The sequence below is a fragment of the Cyanobium sp. LEGE 06113 genome (assembly GCF_015207615.1).
Genome location: NZ_JADEWM010000007.1, coordinates 142213 through 159703, shown reverse-complemented (window position 1 = coordinate 159703; position 17491 = coordinate 142213). Strand labels below are relative to the sequence as shown.

General features: G+C 68.6%; 22 protein-coding genes. 14 read left to right on the top strand and 8 right to left on the bottom strand.

The annotated features are described in order from the left end of the window. Positions 1-1120, bottom strand: a 1120-nt coding sequence (locus IQ220_RS12615) for a SulP family inorganic anion transporter (RefSeq protein ID WP_255510965.1), incomplete at its 3' end; no start/stop codon positions are given. A 94-nt stretch (positions 1121-1214) separates the two neighbouring features. Between IQ220_RS12615 and cysK the strand changes: the two genes are divergently transcribed. From cysK to IQ220_RS12585, 6 genes are all read left to right on the top strand, one after another. Continuing rightward, the gene (gene cysK, locus IQ220_RS12610) at positions 1215-2192 is read left to right on the top strand and encodes a cysteine synthase A (protein WP_193815601.1); all 978 of its coding nucleotides are present in this window, start codon (positions 1215-1217) and stop codon (positions 2190-2192) included. A gap of 110 nt (positions 2193-2302) precedes the next feature. Beyond that, complete coding sequence (locus tag IQ220_RS12605; protein ID WP_193815600.1) at positions 2303-3025, top strand: response regulator; 723 nt, start codon at positions 2303-2305, stop codon at positions 3023-3025. Further along, the gene (locus IQ220_RS12600; protein WP_370566470.1) at positions 3018-4379 is read left to right on the top strand and encodes an ATP-binding protein; all 1362 of its coding nucleotides are present in this window, start codon (positions 3018-3020) and stop codon (positions 4377-4379) included. The genes IQ220_RS12605 and IQ220_RS12600 overlap by 8 nt, the downstream gene beginning before the upstream one ends. A 3-nt stretch (positions 4380-4382) precedes the next feature. Further along, complete coding sequence (locus IQ220_RS12595) at positions 4383-4805, top strand: hypothetical protein (RefSeq protein WP_193915350.1); 423 nt, start codon at positions 4383-4385, stop codon at positions 4803-4805. Positions 4806-4912: 107 nt separating this feature from the next. Then, on the top strand, positions 4913-5074 hold the full coding sequence (locus tag IQ220_RS12590; RefSeq protein WP_186699276.1) for a hypothetical protein: 162 nt from the start codon (positions 4913-4915) through the stop codon (positions 5072-5074). 81 nt (positions 5075-5155) lie between these two features. Continuing rightward, positions 5156-6184, top strand: coding sequence for a metallophosphoesterase (locus IQ220_RS12585; RefSeq protein WP_228009188.1), 1029 nt, complete (start codon positions 5156-5158; stop codon positions 6182-6184). Here the strand turns inward: IQ220_RS12585 and IQ220_RS12580 are convergent. Further along, positions 6177-6935 (bottom strand): type 1 glutamine amidotransferase, encoded by a 759-nt coding sequence (locus IQ220_RS12580; RefSeq protein WP_193915348.1) that lies wholly within the window; start codon positions 6933-6935, stop codon positions 6177-6179. The two genes, IQ220_RS12585 and IQ220_RS12580, sit on opposite strands and share 8 nt — an antisense overlap. Positions 6936-7081: 146 nt before the next feature. Between IQ220_RS12580 and IQ220_RS16130 the strand changes: the two genes are divergently transcribed. The 3 genes from IQ220_RS16130 to IQ220_RS12570 are packed head-to-tail and all read left to right on the top strand — an operon-like array spanning position 7082 to position 8239. Continuing rightward, complete coding sequence (locus IQ220_RS16130; RefSeq protein WP_255460128.1) at positions 7082-7216, top strand: hypothetical protein; 135 nt, start codon at positions 7082-7084, stop codon at positions 7214-7216. Continuing rightward, entirely contained in the window at positions 7213-7749 is a 537-nt protein-coding gene (locus tag IQ220_RS12575; RefSeq protein WP_186699270.1) for a ferritin, read from the top strand. The genes IQ220_RS16130 and IQ220_RS12575 overlap by 4 nt, the downstream gene beginning before the upstream one ends. Before the next feature lie 46 nt (positions 7750-7795). Continuing rightward, complete coding sequence (locus tag IQ220_RS12570) at positions 7796-8239, top strand: hypothetical protein (RefSeq protein WP_193915346.1); 444 nt, start codon at positions 7796-7798, stop codon at positions 8237-8239. A 31-nt stretch (positions 8240-8270) separates the two neighbouring features. On the opposite strand, the gene gorA is transcribed toward IQ220_RS12570, so the two are convergent. Continuing rightward, the gene (gene gorA / locus IQ220_RS12565; protein ID WP_193915344.1) at positions 8271-9635 is read right to left on the bottom strand and encodes a glutathione-disulfide reductase; all 1365 of its coding nucleotides are present in this window, start codon (positions 9633-9635) and stop codon (positions 8271-8273) included. A gap of 157 nt (positions 9636-9792) precedes the next feature. Further along, positions 9793-11229 (bottom strand): ammonium transporter, encoded by a 1437-nt coding sequence (locus tag IQ220_RS12560; protein WP_193915342.1) that lies wholly within the window; start codon positions 11227-11229, stop codon positions 9793-9795. Between the two features lie 500 nt (positions 11230-11729). Here IQ220_RS12560 and IQ220_RS12555 point away from each other — a divergent pair, with 500 nt between their 5' ends. The 4 genes from IQ220_RS12555 (at position 11730) to IQ220_RS12540 (ending at position 14493) form a co-directional block, all read left to right on the top strand. Further along, entirely contained in the window at positions 11730-11915 is a 186-nt protein-coding gene (locus IQ220_RS12555; RefSeq protein WP_186699262.1) for a DUF4278 domain-containing protein, read from the top strand. A 195-nt stretch (positions 11916-12110) separates the two neighbouring features. After that, positions 12111-12455, top strand: coding sequence for a P-II family nitrogen regulator (locus IQ220_RS12550; protein ID WP_186699260.1), 345 nt, complete (start codon positions 12111-12113; stop codon positions 12453-12455). Positions 12456-12608: 153 nt separating this feature from the next. Then, a complete protein-coding gene (locus IQ220_RS12545) occupies positions 12609-13883 on the top strand; it encodes a glutathione S-transferase family protein (protein WP_193915374.1) in 1275 nt (424 codons plus the stop codon). A gap of 22 nt (positions 13884-13905) precedes the next feature. Next, entirely contained in the window at positions 13906-14493 is a 588-nt protein-coding gene (locus IQ220_RS12540; RefSeq protein WP_193814261.1) for a DUF2808 domain-containing protein, read from the top strand. Positions 14494-14511: 18 nt separating this feature from the next. Here the strand turns inward: IQ220_RS12540 and IQ220_RS12535 are convergent, their stop codons facing one another. The 4 genes from IQ220_RS12535 to IQ220_RS12520 form a co-directional block, all read right to left on the bottom strand. Continuing rightward, positions 14512-14721 (bottom strand): hypothetical protein, encoded by a 210-nt coding sequence (locus IQ220_RS12535; RefSeq protein ID WP_370566469.1) that lies wholly within the window; start codon positions 14719-14721, stop codon positions 14512-14514. Positions 14722-14855: 134 nt separating this feature from the next. Next, positions 14856-15248 (bottom strand): Hepatitis C virus core protein, encoded by a 393-nt coding sequence (locus tag IQ220_RS12530; protein ID WP_186699254.1) that lies wholly within the window; start codon positions 15246-15248, stop codon positions 14856-14858. A 72-nt stretch (positions 15249-15320) separates the two neighbouring features. Continuing rightward, positions 15321-16079, bottom strand: a complete 759-nt coding sequence (locus IQ220_RS12525; protein WP_193915340.1) for a pirin-like bicupin family protein — start codon at positions 16077-16079, stop codon at positions 15321-15323. Beyond that, positions 16076-16588 carry an NADPH-dependent FMN reductase gene (locus tag IQ220_RS12520; protein ID WP_193915338.1) on the bottom strand — a complete coding sequence of 171 codons (513 nt, stop codon included), beginning with the start codon at positions 16586-16588 and terminating at the stop codon, positions 16076-16078. Before IQ220_RS12520 ends, IQ220_RS12525 begins: the two co-directional genes overlap by 4 nt. A 308-nt stretch (positions 16589-16896) precedes the next feature. Between IQ220_RS12520 and IQ220_RS12515 the strand changes: the two genes are divergently transcribed. Next, positions 16897-17484 carry a hypothetical protein gene (locus IQ220_RS12515; protein ID WP_193915336.1) on the top strand — a complete coding sequence of 196 codons (588 nt, stop codon included), beginning with the start codon at positions 16897-16899 and terminating at the stop codon, positions 17482-17484. The last annotated feature ends 7 nt before the right edge of the window (positions 17485-17491 follow it).

The window sequence follows — 17491 nt, the reverse complement described above, 5'->3', positions numbered from 1 at the left end:
CAAAGCCCACCTTCAGGGCGATGCCGGCCAGCACGGCCTGGGGGATCTGGGCGGCGAGGCCACTGCCGGCCAGGATCACCAGCATCAGGATCAGGGCACGGCTGAGGCCCGAGAGGGCACTGCGGCCACCGGCCTGGATGTTCACCACGGTGCCCATGGTGGCGCCGGCACCGGCGATGCCGCCGAACAGGCCGGAGACGAGGTTGCCGAGGCCCTGGCCGATCAGTTCCTTGTTGGAGTTGTGCTCGGTGCGGGTGATGCTGTCGGCCACCACGGCGGTGAGCAGGGCGTCGATGCAGCCCAGCATCCCCAGCACGGCCCCGTTCACCAGCATCAGCTGCAGCTGCGAGGCCTCGAAGTGGGGCAGATGCAGATGCGGCAGGCCCGAGGCGATGGCACCGATGCGGCGGATGCCCTCCACTTCAGCCGAGCCATCGGCGCCGCTCAGCAGGGTGAGCGAGAGCACGGTGCCGGCGATCAGGGCGATCAGCTGGGGCGGCGCCACCTTTTTCAGCCGCGCCGGCGTCAGCCACAGGATCGCCAGGGTCACCACAGCCAGGGTGACTTCCGCCGGGCGCGCCCCGGCCAGCAGGGAGGGGATGGCACCGAGGGTGCCGAGCACACCGCCCTTGGGGATGGCCTGGCCCAGGAAGGGGCCGATCTGGAGAATGATCAGGATCAGGCCGATGCCGCTCATGAAGCCCGAAATCACCGTGTAGGGCATCTGGGTCACGTAGCGACCCAGCCTGAGCAGGCCGAACAGGATCTGGAACACCCCGGCCAGCATCACCACGGTGAAGGCCATGGCCAGGCCGTTCTCCGGGTCCTGGGCGGTGAGGCTGGCGATGACGGCGGTCATCACCACGGTCATCGGGCCGGTGGGCTCGGAGATCAGGGTGGGGGTGCCGCCGAACAGGGCGGCGAACAGACCCACCAGCACCGCCCCCCAGAGGCCGGCCGCGGCGCCGGCGCCGGAGGCCACCCCGAAGGCCAGGGCCATCGGCAGGGCGATCACCGCCGCGGTGACCCCCCCGAACAGATCCCCCTTGATGGTGTCGAGGCTGAAGTGGTTCAGCAGCCGCAGGGAGGGGTGCCCCGATGGCGTCGTGGCGGTGGCCATGGCACGAGACCCCGGCTCAACAGCGAGCGTGAAGGGGTCCTTAACCCTAGGCAGGGGGGTTCCCTAGGCTGAGCCTCAGGTACGGCGTTCAGCAATGGCGATCTACGCCGACAACAGCTTCACGATCGGCAAGACCCCCCTGGTGCGGCTGAACCGGATCACTGAGGGCTGTGGCGCCACCGTGCTGGCCAAGATCGAAGGGCGTAATCCCGCCTACTCGGTGAAGTGCCGGATCGGCGCCGCCATGATCTGGCAGGCCGAACGGGATGGGCTGCTGGGCCCCGGCAAGGAACTGATCGAGCCCACCAGCGGCAACACCGGCATCGCCCTGGCCTTCGTGGCGGCCTCGCGCGGCATCCCGCTCACCCTCACCATGCCGGAGACGATGAGCCTGGAGCGCCGCAAGCTGCTCACGGCCTACGGCGCCCGTCTGCTGCTCACCGAGGGGCGCCAGGGGATGCCCGGTGCCATCAACGTTGCCCGCGAACTGGCGGAATCGGAGCCCGACCGCTACGTGCTGCTGCAGCAGTTCGCCAATCCCGCCAACCCCCGCATCCACCACGACACCACAGGCCCGGAGATCTGGGACGACAGCGACGGGCAGATCGATGTGCTGGTGGCCGGGGTCGGCACGGGGGGCACGATCACGGGCGTCAGCCGCTACATCAAGACCACGCTGGGCCAGCCGCTTGAATCGGTGGCGGTGGAGCCGCTCACCAGCCCGGTGATCAGCCAGACCAGGGCAGGGGATGAGATCAGCCCGGGGCCCCACAAGATCCAGGGGATCGGCGCGGGCTTCGTTCCAGGCAACCTCGACCTCAGCCTGGTGGACCGGGTGGAGACCGTGTCTGACGCCGAGGCGGTGGCCATGGCCCGGCGGCTGATGCGGGAGGAAGGCATCCTGGCGGGCATCTCCTGCGGTGCCGCCACCTGCGCGGCGCTGCGCCTGGCCGCCGATCCCGCCTATGCCGGCAAGACGATCGTGGTGGTGCTGCCCGACTCCGGCGAGCGCTACCTGAGCTCGATGCTGTTCGAGGGGGTGTTCAACGAACGGGGTCTGGCCCTGGTGTGAGGCCGTGGCCGGCTTGGGTACAGCACCGCCGCAGGGACAGTGGCTCGACCGACCGGGCCTGGATCGGTTCAGGATGATCGCCTCCTGAGCCACCCCGGCTGCCCGGCGCCATGGCCCGTTCCCACCGCATCTGGGTTGTCGACGATGACGCCGAGCTACGTCAGATGCTGCAGCGCTATCTCGGTGAACAGGGCTACGAGGTGCGCTGCCTGGCCAATGGTCAGCAGCTCACGGCGCGGCTGGAGAGTCAGCGGCCAGACCTGCTGGTGCTCGATCTGATGCTCCCCGGAGACGACGGCCTGCTGGTGCTGCGGCGGCTGCGCGACGGCGGCGATGACCTGCCGGTGCTGATGCTCACCGCCAGGGGCGATGCGGTGGACCGGATCATCGGGCTGGAGCAGGGCGCCGATGACTACCTGGCCAAACCCTTCCTGCCCCGCGAGCTCACGGCCCGCATCGAGGCGGTGCTGCGCCGGCGTCAGCAGGGTCCGCCGGGCACGCCGCGGCCTGACGCCAACCCGATCGGCTTCGGGGCCTGGCAGCTGGATCCCAGCACCCGGCGGCTGGAGCGCGACGGCGAGCCGGTGACGATCACCAGCGGCGAATTCAGCCTGCTGCTGGCCCTGGCCCAGCACCCCCACAGGCCCCTGTCGCGGGAGCGGCTGATTGAACTCTCGCGGGGACCCACCAGCGAGACCGACGCCCGCAGCATGGATGTGCAGGTGTCGCGGTTACGGCGGCTGGTGGAGGCGGACCCCTCCCAACCCCGCCACATCCAGACGGTGTGGGGCTATGGCTACGTCTTCGTTCCCGATGGCCAGCCGCGTGCCTAACCGCTCTGCGGCGGGATCCCGCCGATGGCTGAGGGTGCTGGCCTACGGGGCGGGCGGCCTGGGGCTCTGGCTGCTGAGCCTGCTGCTGGTTCAGACCCTGCTCAGCCGCCGGCTGGCCCGCAGCCAGATGGTGCAGCTGGGCTCGGAGGTGGCCTTCAGCCTGCGCCTGGGGGAGCTGGCCCTGGAGAGCTACCCGATGGAGTCTGTGGCGGAACTCAGCGGCCTGGAGCTGGCGGAGGACCATCCGCCAGCAGGGGACAGGGGCGGAGCGGAAGCCGATGCTCTCCACGCCGAGCTCTGCAGCCAGCTGGGCTTCTGCCGGGAGGTGGTGGCCGCTGGAGGCAGCCTCTGGGTCGAAGTGGTGTCGCCCTTCGAGTCGATCTGGCTGGCGGTGGCCATTCCCGACCCGCGGCGCTGGCCCCCCGACCCCCTCTCGCTGATCCTGTCGCTGGGGGCCGCGGGCCTGGCACTCTCCACCCTGGTGCTGAGCCTGGAGGTTCAGCGCCCCCTGCGCCAGCTGGAGAACTCCCTGCAGCAGCTGGGCACCAGCCAGGACCCCGAACCGCTGCCGGAGCGCGGCACCAGGGCCGTACGCCAGATCACCCGCCGCTTCAACGGCCTGCTTGAGCACCTGCGGCTGGACAGGCAGGTACGGGCCACGATGCTGGCCGGCATCGGCCACGACCTCAACAGCCCGATCACCAGGCTGCGCCTGCGCCTGCACCTGGCCGAGGGCCAGCCGATGTCCGCCGCCGAGAGCACCAAGGCCCAGGGCGACCTCGATGCCCTCGAACGGATCACCAGCCAGTTCATCGCCTTCGCCCGGGGAGACGCAGAAGAGCAGCCGGTGCGGGTGGACCTGGCGGCCCTGCTGGCCGAAGTCGCCGGCCAGAGCGGCCTGAGCAACCTGAGCCTGGACCTGAAGCCTCTGCAGGCCTGGGTGCGGCCCATCGCCCTGACCCGGGCGGTGGGGAACCTGCTCAGCAACGCCGCCCACCACGGCCACCCCCCCTACCAGCTGAGCCTGCAGCCCTGGGACGCTGGGGGCTTTGCGATCGCCGTGAGTGACGCCGGCGAGGGGATTCCAGAGGCGCTCTGGCACCAGGCGCTGCAGCCCTTTCGACGGCTCGATGAGGCCAGGGGCGGCGACGGCCACTGTGGCCTCGGCCTGGCCATCGCCCAGCGCGTCGCCCTGGAGCATGGCGGCGAACTCTTCCACCACCGCCCCGGCCAGGGGGGCTTCACCCTGGGGTTGCGGGGGCGGTCTCTGTCAGATCTGGTCACATCTTCGCGCTCTCCAGACCGATCTCATTCAGACCAGCAGGACAGGATGAATGGCGTTGAACATCCCTGAGCCATGACCATTCCCTCCATCTGCCTGTCCCGTCGCCTCGTGCGCACCGGCCTGGCCACCGCCGCCGGTCTCAGCCTCGCCCTGGGCAGCCTGGGCCCCGCCCTGGCCCAGACGTCCGCCCCCCCCGAGCGGCTCACCCCGGCCCAGCGGGAGAAGATCTTTCCGGAGCGCAAGGCGCTCACCCTCAAGCTGCAGAAGGAGCGCTCCCAGATCCAGCAGAAGAGCGAGCGCTGCGTTTCGGGGGCGTCCAACCAGCAGGAGCTGCGCAGTTGCCGCAAAGACGAGCGCAAGGCCAATCAGAAGCTGCGGGCCCAGTACCGCGACGAGATGCGCAAGATCTATGAGCGCAATGGCATCGAGGCGCCCGTGGGAGGCCCCGGCAAGGGCCGCAGGGGCGGCAAGCGCCAGGCGACGCCCGGTAGCTGATCACCGCCACGGCGATTCGTCATACCCCCACACATCTCGTCACGGCCTGGAGGTGGTGCGTGCTGGGGGTGCTGCCTAGGTTGAAACCACCCCTCGGGAGGACCACCATGCGCACTCACGACCTCGAGAACCACGACAATCTCTACGCCGACGAGATTGCCGCGGTAGCTGGCGAAACTCCCGCCGACGCCACGTCCCACGCCCTCTGGGCCGTGGCTCTGATCGCGACGATGGTGGTGGTGCTGGGCGCCTCCCTCGCCGTGTTCTGATCGGAGCAGGGCCTGGCCTCCCCCTGAGCCGCCCTGCCCAGCCACTCCCTCACGCCGATGCATTGCTCCCGACGGCATCTCTTGCAGCTGGCCGCCGGGGGGGCCGGTTTCTGGCTGGCCCGGCCCCTGTGGAGCAGGTCGGGCAGCGCCGCCAGCCTCACGCCAGGAACCGGCGCAGACGACAGCCCCCTGCGCATCGCCCTGATCAGCGATCTCAACAGCAGCTACGGCTCCACCTCCTACGTGCCCCAGGTGCAGCGGGGGGTGGCTCTGCTGGGCCGCCTGCGCCCTGAGCTGGTGCTCTGCGCCGGCGACATGGTGGCCGGCCAGAAACGGGGGCTCACGGCCAGCCAGCTGCAGGCGATGTGGCGCAGCTTCGGGGTGAACGTGCTCGATCCCCTGCTGAGCGATGGCCTCGCCTTCGCTGCGGCGATGGGCAACCACGATGCCTCCAGCAGCCAGCAGAACGGGCGCTACGTGTTCGCCCTGGATCGCCAGGAAGCCAGCCGGTTCTGGCTCGCCCAGCGCTCCCGCCTCAGGATCACGCTGCTGGACGGCTCGAACTTCCCCTTCCGCTACAGCCTGCTGCACCGAGGCGTGTTCGTGCTGGTGCTGGACGCGTCCTCCGCGGGGCTGGGGGGGGAGCAGCTGCGCTGGGCGGAACGGCAGCTCGCCAGCCCCCAGGCCCGCCAGGCCCGGCTGCGGCTGGCGATCGGCCACCTGCCCCTCTACGCCGTGGGCCAGGGCCGGGACCGGAGCGGCGAGGTGCTGCATCAGCCCGCCCTGGTGCGGGCGCTGCTGGAGCGCCAGGGGGTCGCCCTCTACATCAGTGGCCATCACCACACCTGGTTCCCCGGCCGGGTGGGGGGCCTCAACCTGCTCAGCCTCGGCGCCATGGGCAGCGGTCCGCGCCAGCTGCTCCAGAGCACCGCCCCGCCGCAGCAGAGCCTCACCCTGCTGGAGCTCTCCGGCGGCGCGGGCGGACTGAGCGAAACCACCTACAGCCTCAACAGCCTGGAGCCGCTGGCCGCCGGCTCCCTGCCCCAGGCGATCCAACCCAGCCAGGGGCCGCGTCTGCAGCGGCGCCCGCTGCAGATCGGGATCAGCTGAGCGGGGAGGCCTGGGTCGTCTGCACGAGCAGATCGAGCAGATTGTCGATCAGGCGGCGCCCTTGCCGCTCGGCCCTGGCGCCCCAGCGGCGCGTGTCGGCGTGGATCCGCTCCACCCCCCCAGGGCCCAGGGCGGCCGCCACATAGGCCGCGTCCTCCTGCAGCCAGCGCTGCAGATCCCGCTCCAGCACCTCGCCGTGACACTGGAGGCCGTAGGCCCGCGCGCCGAGGCGGAAGATCTGCTCAGGGCAAAGCAACGTGGAGCCCAGCAGCTCGGCACCGGCGGGCAGACGCACCCGATCGCCATGCCAGTGCAGCATCAGTTCGCTCGCCTCCAGCCCCCGCAGCAGGGGCTCCTGGCTGGGGTCCCCCAGGAAGCTCACCGCCCCCCAGCCCACCTCCCGCACCGGCAGCGCCGGAACCCCACAGGTGAGCGGCTCCACCATGCCTCCCGCCGCATGGGCCAGCAGCTGGGCGCCCAGGCAGATGCCGATCACGGGCTGCTGGCGTGCCAGCACCCGCTTCAGCAGGGCCACCTCCTCGGCGAGCCAGGCCAGGGCGGGGTCGCCCAGTTGGGCCACACCCATTGGCCCCCCCAGCACCAGCAGGATCTCGTCGTCGAGGGGATCGCGCAGGGGCTGGGCCAGGTCGGGACGCAGCACCTCCAGCTCCCACCCCCGGACAGCCGCTGCGGCGGCAAACTGGCCCGGGCCTTCGCGCTCCAGGTGCTGGATCACGAGCAGTCGGGCCATGGTCACCTTCCAGTGACCCCCATCCTGGCCGGCCCATCCGAGCGGAGGCCACATCGCTCTGTGCCATCGGTTGCCCGCAGGCGTCACCTGACGGCTCGACCGGGGGAGCGGTGAGGGGCAGTCTGAACGCAACCGCACCGGCACCCATGCTTCGCATCCGTGGCAACCAGCTCAGCCTGCTGGCGGCGCTCAGTGCCCACTGGGCCCATCAGCAGCTGGCCATCCCCAGGGTTCATAGGCTGGCCTCCAAACCCAACCGTGGCCCCGCTCCCCTGCGATGAACCAGCTCACCACCGCCATCAACCGCCATCTGGAATCGGAGTTTCAGGCCAGCCACAGCTACCTGTCGATGTCGATCTGGCTGCGGGAAAAGGATCTGGCGGGATTCTCCAAGTACATGCTCGAGAAGAGCAACGAGGAGCGCGCCCACGCGGCGCGGATGATCGCCTATCTGGTGGACTGTGATGAGGAGGTGATCCTGCCCACGATCCAGGCACCCCAGCGCGACTGGCAATCGGTGCAGCAGCTGTTCGACCGGGTTTCGGAGATGGAGAAGGAGGTGACAGCCTCCATCAACCGGCTCTATGGCCTGGCCGAGGAGAACTGCGAGCGCAGTGCCTCGGCGATGCTCGACTGGTTCGTGGAGGAGCAGATCAAGGAGGAGGCGGAGGCCCGCTTCGTGCGCAAACGCCTGCGGCTCGCCGGGGACAATTCGGCAGCACTGCTGCTGCTGGATCAACAGTTCCTCGAAGGGACAGCCCTGGCCCACGTCAAGGCCACAATGGTGGGTTACGGCGCCGCTGGCGGCGCCTGAAGGCCCCTTCGCCCAGCAACAATGGCCAGGAGCATCGCCTGGGCCCATGAGTGAACTGCGCGCCATCATGCAGCGCCTTGGCCAGCGCCTGGATCACCAGGCCGCTGCCCCGCCAGCCGGCGCGCCTGAGCGGCCTCCGGCCGATCTCTACGTGAGCGAGCTGGAGCACTGCAGCGACGCGATGCTCCACTACGAATGGAACTGGCTGGAGCAGCACCTGCAGGACCTTGCCCTGTGCCGCTCCAACGAGGCGATGCTGAAGGCGGCAGGAGGCCAGCAGCACCTCAACGGCCTGATCGCCCAGAGCGAGCACTACGCCGCACAGCTGCAGAAGGCCTTCGCCCAGCGGGCTCTGGTTCCCTGCCGCCAACCCCACAACGTCGCCCCCTCCGAGCACGCCTGGGAGCTGAGCAACCCGGGGCTGAGGGCCCAGTGGGGCTTCGAGCCGAGGGCCAACGCAGGTGCCCCCGGAGTCGACCCGGCCAGCTAATGACGCCAGCTGGCGCTGACTGGGCTCGTCCCTAGTTGGGCATCGTGACGAACTCCTCCGCCACCGTGGGATGGAGGGCCATGGTGCGGTCGAAGTCAGCCTTGGTGGCCCCCATGCCGATCGCCACAGCCGCCATCTGAATGATTTCAGCCGCGTGCTCTCCCACCATGTGGCAGCCCAGCACCCGGTCACTGGCCTTCTCCACGATCAGCTTCAGCAGCACCCTGGGCCCCCGGGCCGGCAGCGCCTGACTCATCGCCCGGAAGCGGGCCCGATGCACCTGGATCGCCGCGGCACCATGGCGCTCACAGGCCTGCTCCTCGGTGAGACCCACCCCGGAGAGCTCCGGCTGGGAGAACACCGCGCTGGCCACCAGGTCGTGATTCACCTGCCGCGGCCGCTGCCCGTAGACCGTGTCGGCAAAGGCCCGGCCCTCGTCCACCGCCACCGGCGTGAGGTTGATGCGGTCGGTCACATCGCCCACGGCATAGACATGGCTCACGTTGGTGCGCTGGTCGGCATCCACCGGGATGGCATCGCCTTCCACAGCGACGCCGGCCGCCTCGAGGTTGAGGTTGTCCAGAAACGGCTTGCGCCCGGTGGCCAGCAGCACCCCACCGCAGGCAATCTCCTCGCCGGACTGGGTGGTGAGAGTGAGGCCGGCGGAGCTGGCGGCCTGGGTGAGCGCCTTCGGGGTGTGGGCGAAGCGCAGATCGATGCCCTGCTCCTGCATGGCCTCACTCACGGCCTCGCTGGCCTCGCGGTCAAAGCCCCGCAGCAGATGATCGCCCCGCACCAGCTGGGTCACCCGCACGCCGAGGCCGTTGAGGATGCAGGCGAATTCGCAGGCGATGAAACCGCCGCCCACCACGGCCACCGCCTCAGGCAGCCTCTCCTGCAGAAACATGTCATCACTCACCCAGGCCAGCTCGGCGCCTGGGAAGGGGGGGCGATAGGGCCGGCCGCCAACGGCCACCAGGATGTGATCCGCCTGCAGCTGCCGCTCAGAACCATCGGCGCCCTGCACCGCCACGGCATCGGCAGACACAAAGCGCCCCCAGCCCCGCACCAGGGCCACGCCGGCCTTCTCCAGGAAGCCGATGTGCATGCTGTTGAGCCGATCCACCTCGGCCCGAACCGCCGCCAGCAGCCGCGCCGGATCGCTGCGCCAGGGGGCCAGCTCCCAGCCGTAGCTGGCGGCATCGGCGAGCAGGTGGCTGTAGGCCGAGCCATAGACAAGCAGCTTCTTGGGGACGCAGCCACGGATCACGCAGGTGCCGCCCACCCGGTCGCCCTCCACGATCGCCACCTTGGCCCCGTAACTGGCCGCCCGCTTGGCGGCTGCCAAGCCTCCGGAGCCGGCACCGAGCACGATCAGATCGAAGCGGTCACCCATGGAGACAGACGCAGAGGACGGCGGGGAAGAACCCCCAGCTTGCTTGGTCGGGGTCCGGCCCGGAGAACGCCCGAGGGGTCCCAAACAACAAAAAACCCACGGCAGAGCCGCGGGCTGATGGCAGCGAACGCCGAGGCCTGAGCCCCGGCTCGCAGCGTTACTTGGCGCTGGCAGCGAAGTCGGGGTACGACTCCATGCCGTGCTCGCTGATGTCGAGGCCTTCGATCTCCTCCTTCTCGGAGACGCGGATGCCTCCGAAGATGGCACCGATGATCGACCAGGTGATCAGGGAGGCCACGATGGCGAAGATCCCGTAGGCAAGAACGCCGACGATCTGAAAGCCGAGCTGGGAAGCACCGTGGCCGGTGAACAGACCCTTGTCCATGTTGAACAGACCCACGGCCAGGGTGCCCCAGATGCCGCAGGTGCCGTGCACCGAGAAGGCTCCCACAGGGTCGTCGATCTTGAGGCCGTCGATGAAGGACACCGAGAACACCACAAGAGCGCCACCGATGAAGCCCACAACCCATGCTCCAGCCATCGAGAAGCCGTCACAGCCCGCCGTCACAGCCACCAGTCCGGCCAGGATGCCGTTGATGGTCATGGTCAGGTCGGGCTTGCCGCCCCTGATCTGGGACACCAGTGTGCCGGCGATACCGCCGCCAGCGGCGCCCAGGGTGGTGGTCACGGCCACGTAGGGAACCGTTTGATCCATGGCCAGAACAGAGCCTGGGTTGAATCCGTACCAGCCGATCCAGAGAATGAGGCAGCCGAGGGTGGCAATGGCCATGTTGTGGCCTGGCAGGGCCTGAGGCCTGCCTTCGGCGAACTTACCAATCCTGGGGCCAAGCAGGATCGCTCCGATCAGGCCGGCCCAGGCCCCGAAGGAGTGCACGATCGAGGAGCCGGCGAAATCGATGAATCCAAGCTCTGAGAGCCAGCCACCATTCCACTGCCAGGAGCCGGAGATGGGATACAGGATCCCAACCAGAACCAGGGAGAAGACCACGAACTCACCAAATTTGATGCGCTCGGCCACCAGTCCGGAGACGATGGTGGCTGCCGTGGCGGCGAAGGCCACCTGGAAGAAGAAGTCGACGGTGGGAACGAGAGAGCCTTCGCTCACCATCTCAGGGGTGACGGTGGGATCGAAGAACAGGCCCTTGAAGAACAGCCAGCCGCCCAGCACCGAATCGCCGTACATCACCGAGTAGCCGATGAACCAGTAGGCGGTGGCCGCCAGGGCGAAGACGATGAGGTTCTTCAGCAGGATGTTGACCGCGTTTTTCTGGCGGCACATACCCGACTCCACCATGGCGAAGCCGGCATTCATGAAGATGACCAGAACCGCGCAGATGAAAATGAAGAGGTTGTTGGCCAAGAAGGCGGCCGTGAGTTCCGGGAGCTCTGCAGCGTGGGCTGAGAGGTTGAACACTCCCAGGCCGAAGAGTGCCAAAGGAATGCAGGCGAACCAGATGAGGCCGCGCTGGGAAGAAAGACCTCGGATCCTGCTCATCAGCAGGGCTGGTCCTTCCATCAGACTCGCCTCTTGCAGGCGTTTCGTACGCCTGGGAGGGTGCGAAGCAATGGTCATGGGCAGATCAGAAAGACGGCTGCACGATGGAGTTTTGGATGCCGCAAGACATCCATTGCGACTGACAATGCGCTCTGACGCTGCCGGCTGATGTTGTTTTCGCTACAAAATGGCTCCCGGCGGCCTCGGTTGCCGAACCCGGGACATCAGCAGCGGTGATCACCCAGGCGTCACCCTGCGCCGCGGGGCGCGCAGCACGCCCGCCAGGCACACCCAAGGATTGCAACGTTTCAGCACGGTTTCCGCGATCTGTTCGCAGTGGACAGAAATCTCGGCTTAGATGAGGTCTCAGGACAAAACGTTGGGCCTGTGCACGCTCCGCCGGACTCTCTAGAGCCCTGCAGGCCGTGTCTGCTGGAAGTAGCCCGATCCTCGCGTTGACCCCGGTCGCCGCGGGCACGGACGAAGCAACGCTCCTCCACGTCAAGGGGGCCGTCAACGACGCCCAAGCGCTCCGCGCCGCCCCACTTGGCCCTTCTCTTCCAACTGAGGACGCCACCATGACCAACTCCCCTCTGCGCTATCGCGGCGTGGCTTACGACGCCAGCCAGCATGAGCATCCCTCCACTGAGGCGGTGGAGCACACCTACCGAGGCCAGCACTACGTGGCCCCTCTGCGCCATGAGCCTGCACCGGCAGACCCCTCCACGGATCTGCAGTACCGCGGTGCCCACTACCACCACTGAGCCCCACAAGGGACTCTGCAGGAGGATGACCATCGGCCCCTGTTGCGGGCCGTTCCATCCTCTGGCTGCCCCCCTGCCTCAACCCGAACGGTTCAGCCGTGTCGGCGTTCGACAGATACGCCTGCAGAAAGCCGTCATTGCTACAGAAGCGGGCGCTCTCAGCCTCTAGAAGAGGCTGGGTCAACCTGGTATCACGTGAAACAAATTCAAGCCATTGTGCGCCCTGGAAAGCTGGACGCTGTAAAGGATGCCCTTGTGGCCATCGGCATCAACGGCATCACCGTGTCAACGGTTCAGGGCTTCGGACGCCAGATGGGTCACACCGAGGTCTACCGCGGCGTCAAGGTGGAGGCCAAGCTGCTCACCAAGATGCACATCACCACCGTGGTGACGGATCAGGTGGTGGACAGCGTTGTGGAAGCGATCAAGAGCGCCGCCCACACCGGGGAGATCGGCGACGGCAAGATCATCATCAGCCCGGTGGACAACACCATCCGGATCCGCACCGGCGAATCCGGAGACGACACCCTCAATCCCTGAGGGCGGCACCAGCACCGCTGCACTCCCAGTCACCCAGTGGCCGGCCCCTGGCCGGTCACTGGGTCCAGCCAGCGGCCCCATGGCGGAAGCCTGTCCAGCGGCACCACCTCACCCCAGTGGAGAATCGCCATGCAGGCTCCGTCCCCCGAGACGATGGGCGAACCAGGGTTGGTCACCACTGCCAGTTCGCCTCTTCCACTGCCATGGTCCGAGCTTGCCACCTGGGCGCAGCCTGAGTCTGATCGCGTCCAGGGCAGCACCAACGCCCAGGCCCTGCTACGACTGTTCGGTCAGCCTGAATCAGCGCTGAGGGTCACCTTTTACCGCGATCATCACGCCTGGTGCCCCTACTGCCAGAAGGTGTGGCTCTGGCTGGAGGAGAAGCGGATTCCCTATCGAATCCGCAAGGTCACGATGTTCTGTTACGGCGAGAAGGAGCGCTGGTACCGCCAGCTGGTTCCTTCCGGGATGTTGCCGGCCTTGGAACTCGATGGAGAGCGGATCACCGAGAGTGATCGCATCCTTGAGTGTCTCGAACGGGCCTTCGGGCCCTTGGCGGCAGGCCTGGGCCATCCCCAGGTCCTGCCGTTGCGACAGCTGGAAAGACACCTGTTTCGCGCCTGGTGCCAGTGGCTGTGTCAGCCCCAGCCCGGCCCCGCCGCCGAGCAGGACGCCCGCCTGCGCTTCCAGCGCACGGCCGCCCGGCTGGAACAGGCCCTGGAGGAAGGACCCGGGCCCTTCCTGCTGGAGGAGCTCAGCAGCGCAGACCTTGTGTTTGTGCCCTACCTGGAGCGAATGAACGCCTCCCTGGCCTACTACAAGGGCTTTCTGCTGCGCCAGGAACACCCGTCGATCGACCGCTGGTTCGCCGCTCTGGAACAGCGTTCCTCCTACCTCGGCACCCAGAGCGACTTCCACACCCACGCCCACGACCTGCCACCCCAGATGGGCGGCTGCTACGCCAGCGGCAGCGCCGCACAACAGGCCCTGGCCGCCCGCATCGACCGGGGCCCCTGGCCATTGCGTGATGCCTCGGGCACCGATCCGGAAACCTCTGCCCCAGAACCAGTCGATGCCGCCGTCGTGGCCCTGGGCCGCATGCTGCGCCACCGGGTCACCCTGCAGCAGCGCCCGGCCCTGGCCGGACCTGTCATGGACCAGGCCCTGCGCTGTGCCCTCACTCATCTGGTGCACGGCACACCCTGCCCGCCACCGGCCGGCACGGCCGTTGGCCTGCGCGCCCTGCGCGATCGCATCAGCGTGCCGCGCGACATGCCCCTGCATGCGGCCCGACGCCTGCGGACCAGCCTGGAAACCACCGCCGCGCTCGACCCCACAGACCCCTCGGCCCAGCCCGAGTCCCTGCCCGTCCACCATCGGCGCGACCAGGATCCCCAGCCCTTTCTCAGCTCCGCTCCTAGCGTCTGAGGGCACGCCGACGTTCGCGCCCATGGCCCCTCTCAGCCGTCATGCCGGTCCTGGGCAGCCCAGCCAGGAGCGCCACCTGGGCAGCGCGGCCATGGGCCTGGCGTTGCTGGCCCTGCTGGCTCCGGCCCCGCTGCGGGCTCTGGAGTTGCGCGGCAGCACCTACTTCACGCGCCCGCCCTGGAAGGTGGATCTGGTCAGCTACTACACCACCGTGTCCCAGCCCGCAGCGGAGTACTACTTCAGTGTGGAGCTGGCGGCCGACGCCGGCGCCTCCCTGGGAGGCCTGACGGTCCGTCAGACCCGTGGCGTCGACACCCACTTCCCATTCAGCCCTGAACGCACCAGGGCCTTTGTCGGCAGGCCGCGCCGGGAGGGTGCTGCGATTGCGGTGGAGGCCAGCTTTGACCCCGGGAAACGGGAGGTGCAGGTGACCTTTCCCGAACCCGTGGCACCCGGTCAGACGATCACCGTGATGCTCAAGCCCTGGGCCAATCCATCCATGAGCGACACCTACATGTTCCAGGTGCAGGCCATCCCGGCTGGCCCCCAACCCACGCCCTCGTCGCTGGGCTTCGCCACCCTGCGGATCTATCAGCCGGACTGGCGCTGAACCTGAAGGGGTTGGCGATCAGGCGCTGCCGCCCGGGTAGCGCAAAGTGCGCCAATCACCGCTGGCCGTGCTCACCTCAACGCCGATCTCCACCGGTCCCTGGCTGGCACCCACCTGCTCCTGCCACCATCCCATCGCCTCGGCCCAGGCGGCGTCGAGCGAGTCGTAGAGGTCGTCCAGCACCGGGTGGGGTGAGCCCTGCTGATCAACAAGGCGGTAGTGACGCAAATGCTGGGCATGAACTGAAGCCATCTCCCACAACGCGAAAGCCTGTTCTGATCATCGCCCTTGTGACAGCCAGAAACTGTCACCTTCACAACATCTTCGGGTCAGGCGGGTGGCTGCAGCCTGGACAGCCGCCCTCAGGTGAGGTAGCGGCGGATGCTGGGACGGCACCAATAGACCAGCGCCGCCGTGTTGGCGGCCCAGAGAACACCAGCCACCACGGCGGTCAGGCCACGGCCTTCGCTGAACAGGGCCAGCCGCACGATTCCGTACGGGAGCCCCACCGCCAGGCTCATGGCCAGGGCCACGATCACCACGATCTGGCCCCAGGCCCGCCATTTGAGCAGCGCGATCGTGCCCACCAGGCCCACCACCGCCGTGGGCAGCACCGCACTGGCCCCCACCACGATGTGCACCGTGCGCCAGGTGGGCTCCCGCAGAATCACCCAGAGCATCAGCGGCAGCACCAGGAGATTCGCCACCAGACCCAGCCAGCTGAGGGTGAGGTAGCCGCGGGGGGGCTGAAGCATGGCAAGCCGGGCGGGGAGCACGGGGTCCCCCATGGTCGGATACGGCGGACGTACGGCCATCAGTGCTGCCCCTCAGCCCAGCTCAAACAGCAGCAGGTCGGCACCGCCGGGGCCGGCGCTGAAGGCCCGCAGACGATCCGCCCCGAAGCCCAGGCCATCGCCGCGCTGCAGCGGCCGGCTCCGTTGATGCTCGCCGGAGGCTCCAGGCGGCTCAGCCGCAGCCTGCACCGCGCCGGTGCCATCGATCAGCTGCAACCAGCCGAGCCCGCCGGGGGCCAGGGGCAGATCCAGCACGTCGCCGGCCCCGGGCCTGGCCCGCCACAGACGGATCGGCCGCCGCACCGAGAGAGCACCTGCGGCACCGGCAGGATCCAGCAGGGGTGTCCAGTCGGCACCGAGCTGGAACGGCTTCTGGCCGTAGACCGGCGGCAGACCGGCCTGGCTGGGCTCGATCCAGATCTGCAGCAGCCGGCAGGGGCGATCGCCCTGGTTCATCTCGCTGTGCAGCACGCCCGTGCCGGCACCCATCACCTGCACCTCTCCCGCCTCAATCACCGCAACCTGGCCCATCGAATCGCGATGGCTGAGCTGGCCCTCCACCATCACCGTGATGATCTCCATGTCGCGGTGCGGGTGCATGCCGAAGCCCCGACCAGCCGCGATGGTGTCGTCATTGATCACGCGCAGTGGTCCGAAGCCCATCCAGGCCGGATCGTAGTGATCGGCAAACGAGAACGAGTGCCAGCTTTCCAGCCAGTCGAACCGGCTGTGGAACCGCTGCGCCGCCGGACGCAACAGCGGTGCGGGGGCCGCGGCAACGCCGGTGGTCATGGGCGGGGTGCCTGCATGGAGCTCAGCCGCTCCACCAGATCGGCGATGCTGCTCTCCTTGGCGGGATTGGCCCCATTGCTCACCAGCTGGCGGCCCACCACATGGGCCCCCAGGTGAGCCAGCTGCAAGCGCAGCGCCGCCAGCACGGTGTGGCCGCCCCCACCCGAGTGGGTGGCGATGGCAATCGGCCGCTGGTTGAACAGGACCCGGAAGTCGCTGCCCTGCACGGAGAGCCAGGCGATGGCACTGGTGAGCACCGGCGGAATCGAGCCGTTGTATTCCGGCGCACAGATCACCCAGCGCGGCGCCGCCGCCAGGGTGGTCTCCAGGGCAGGCAGGACGGCAGGCGTCCCCGCGGCCTGGGCCCTGGGGGAATACAGCGGCAGCTCCAGGGCGGTGAGGTCGAGCACCTCGGCCCTGAGCTTGTGCGCCGTGGCCGCCGCCACAAAGCGCTCGGCCAGGCGCAGGTTCTCGCCGTTGCTGGCGGCGAGCACAAGCAGATCGTTCATGGTGGCGGCGTGTTGAGCGTGGGCCCCCTCGACGGGATCCGGAACTTAGTCACGTCCCAGCTTGGCGCGCCCGCCCACGCATCCTGAGCTGAACCACTCCGAAGGTCTGACAGGGTCGCTCTGACAGGGCCGCCACAACACCCTTGGCTTGCAAGCGGCCATGGATAGCGTGATGGCGGTCGTCCATCCATCCGGCGGTCCCGCTCCTCTTCCTCCAGACCCATGCCCCCCTCCAGGCCGGACCAGCGGCCATTGATCGACACGCCGATCCCTGACGATGGCCTCAGCCCCGCGGCAGGATTGTCCTGATGCACTCCCGGCTGATCACCGGGCTGGTGCTGGTGGGGCTGGCCGCCACACCCTCGAGCCGTGCCCTGCAGCAGCCGGAACTGCCGGTGGCCGTGTGTGTGGTGGCGCCGCGCGTGGAGCCGGTCGAGATGGCCGACGCCCTCGGCGTTGTGCCGGTGTCCCGCCCCCGGCTGGTGCTGGTGGAACCCCTGCTGGAGCTGCGCATCGAACGGCCCCGAGCCGACACCTGGCGCCTGGTGAGCAGCCCCGACCAACCCATCCGCACCCCCCTGGACTGGCCCACCACGCCGATCCGGCCCGGCGAACCGGTGCTGTTGCAGCTGCGCCCCGAGGAGGCGTCCGCTGAGGCCTTTGCCCATGTGCACCTGGTGGGTGCCTCGGCCAGCCGCATGGCCCAGAGCCAGCGGCTGATCGACCAGCTCAGCGCGGGGGGGCAGCCGGCCGAGTGGCTGGGAGCCATTGACAGCGCCCTGCGGGAGGGCGATGTCCCCCTCGCCTGGGCGCTGCTGTTCGCGCCCCAGATCCCCGACGATGGCCAGCTCAGAGCCCTGCAGCAGGAGGTGATCCGCCGCGGCTGCAGCGACTGACACCGGC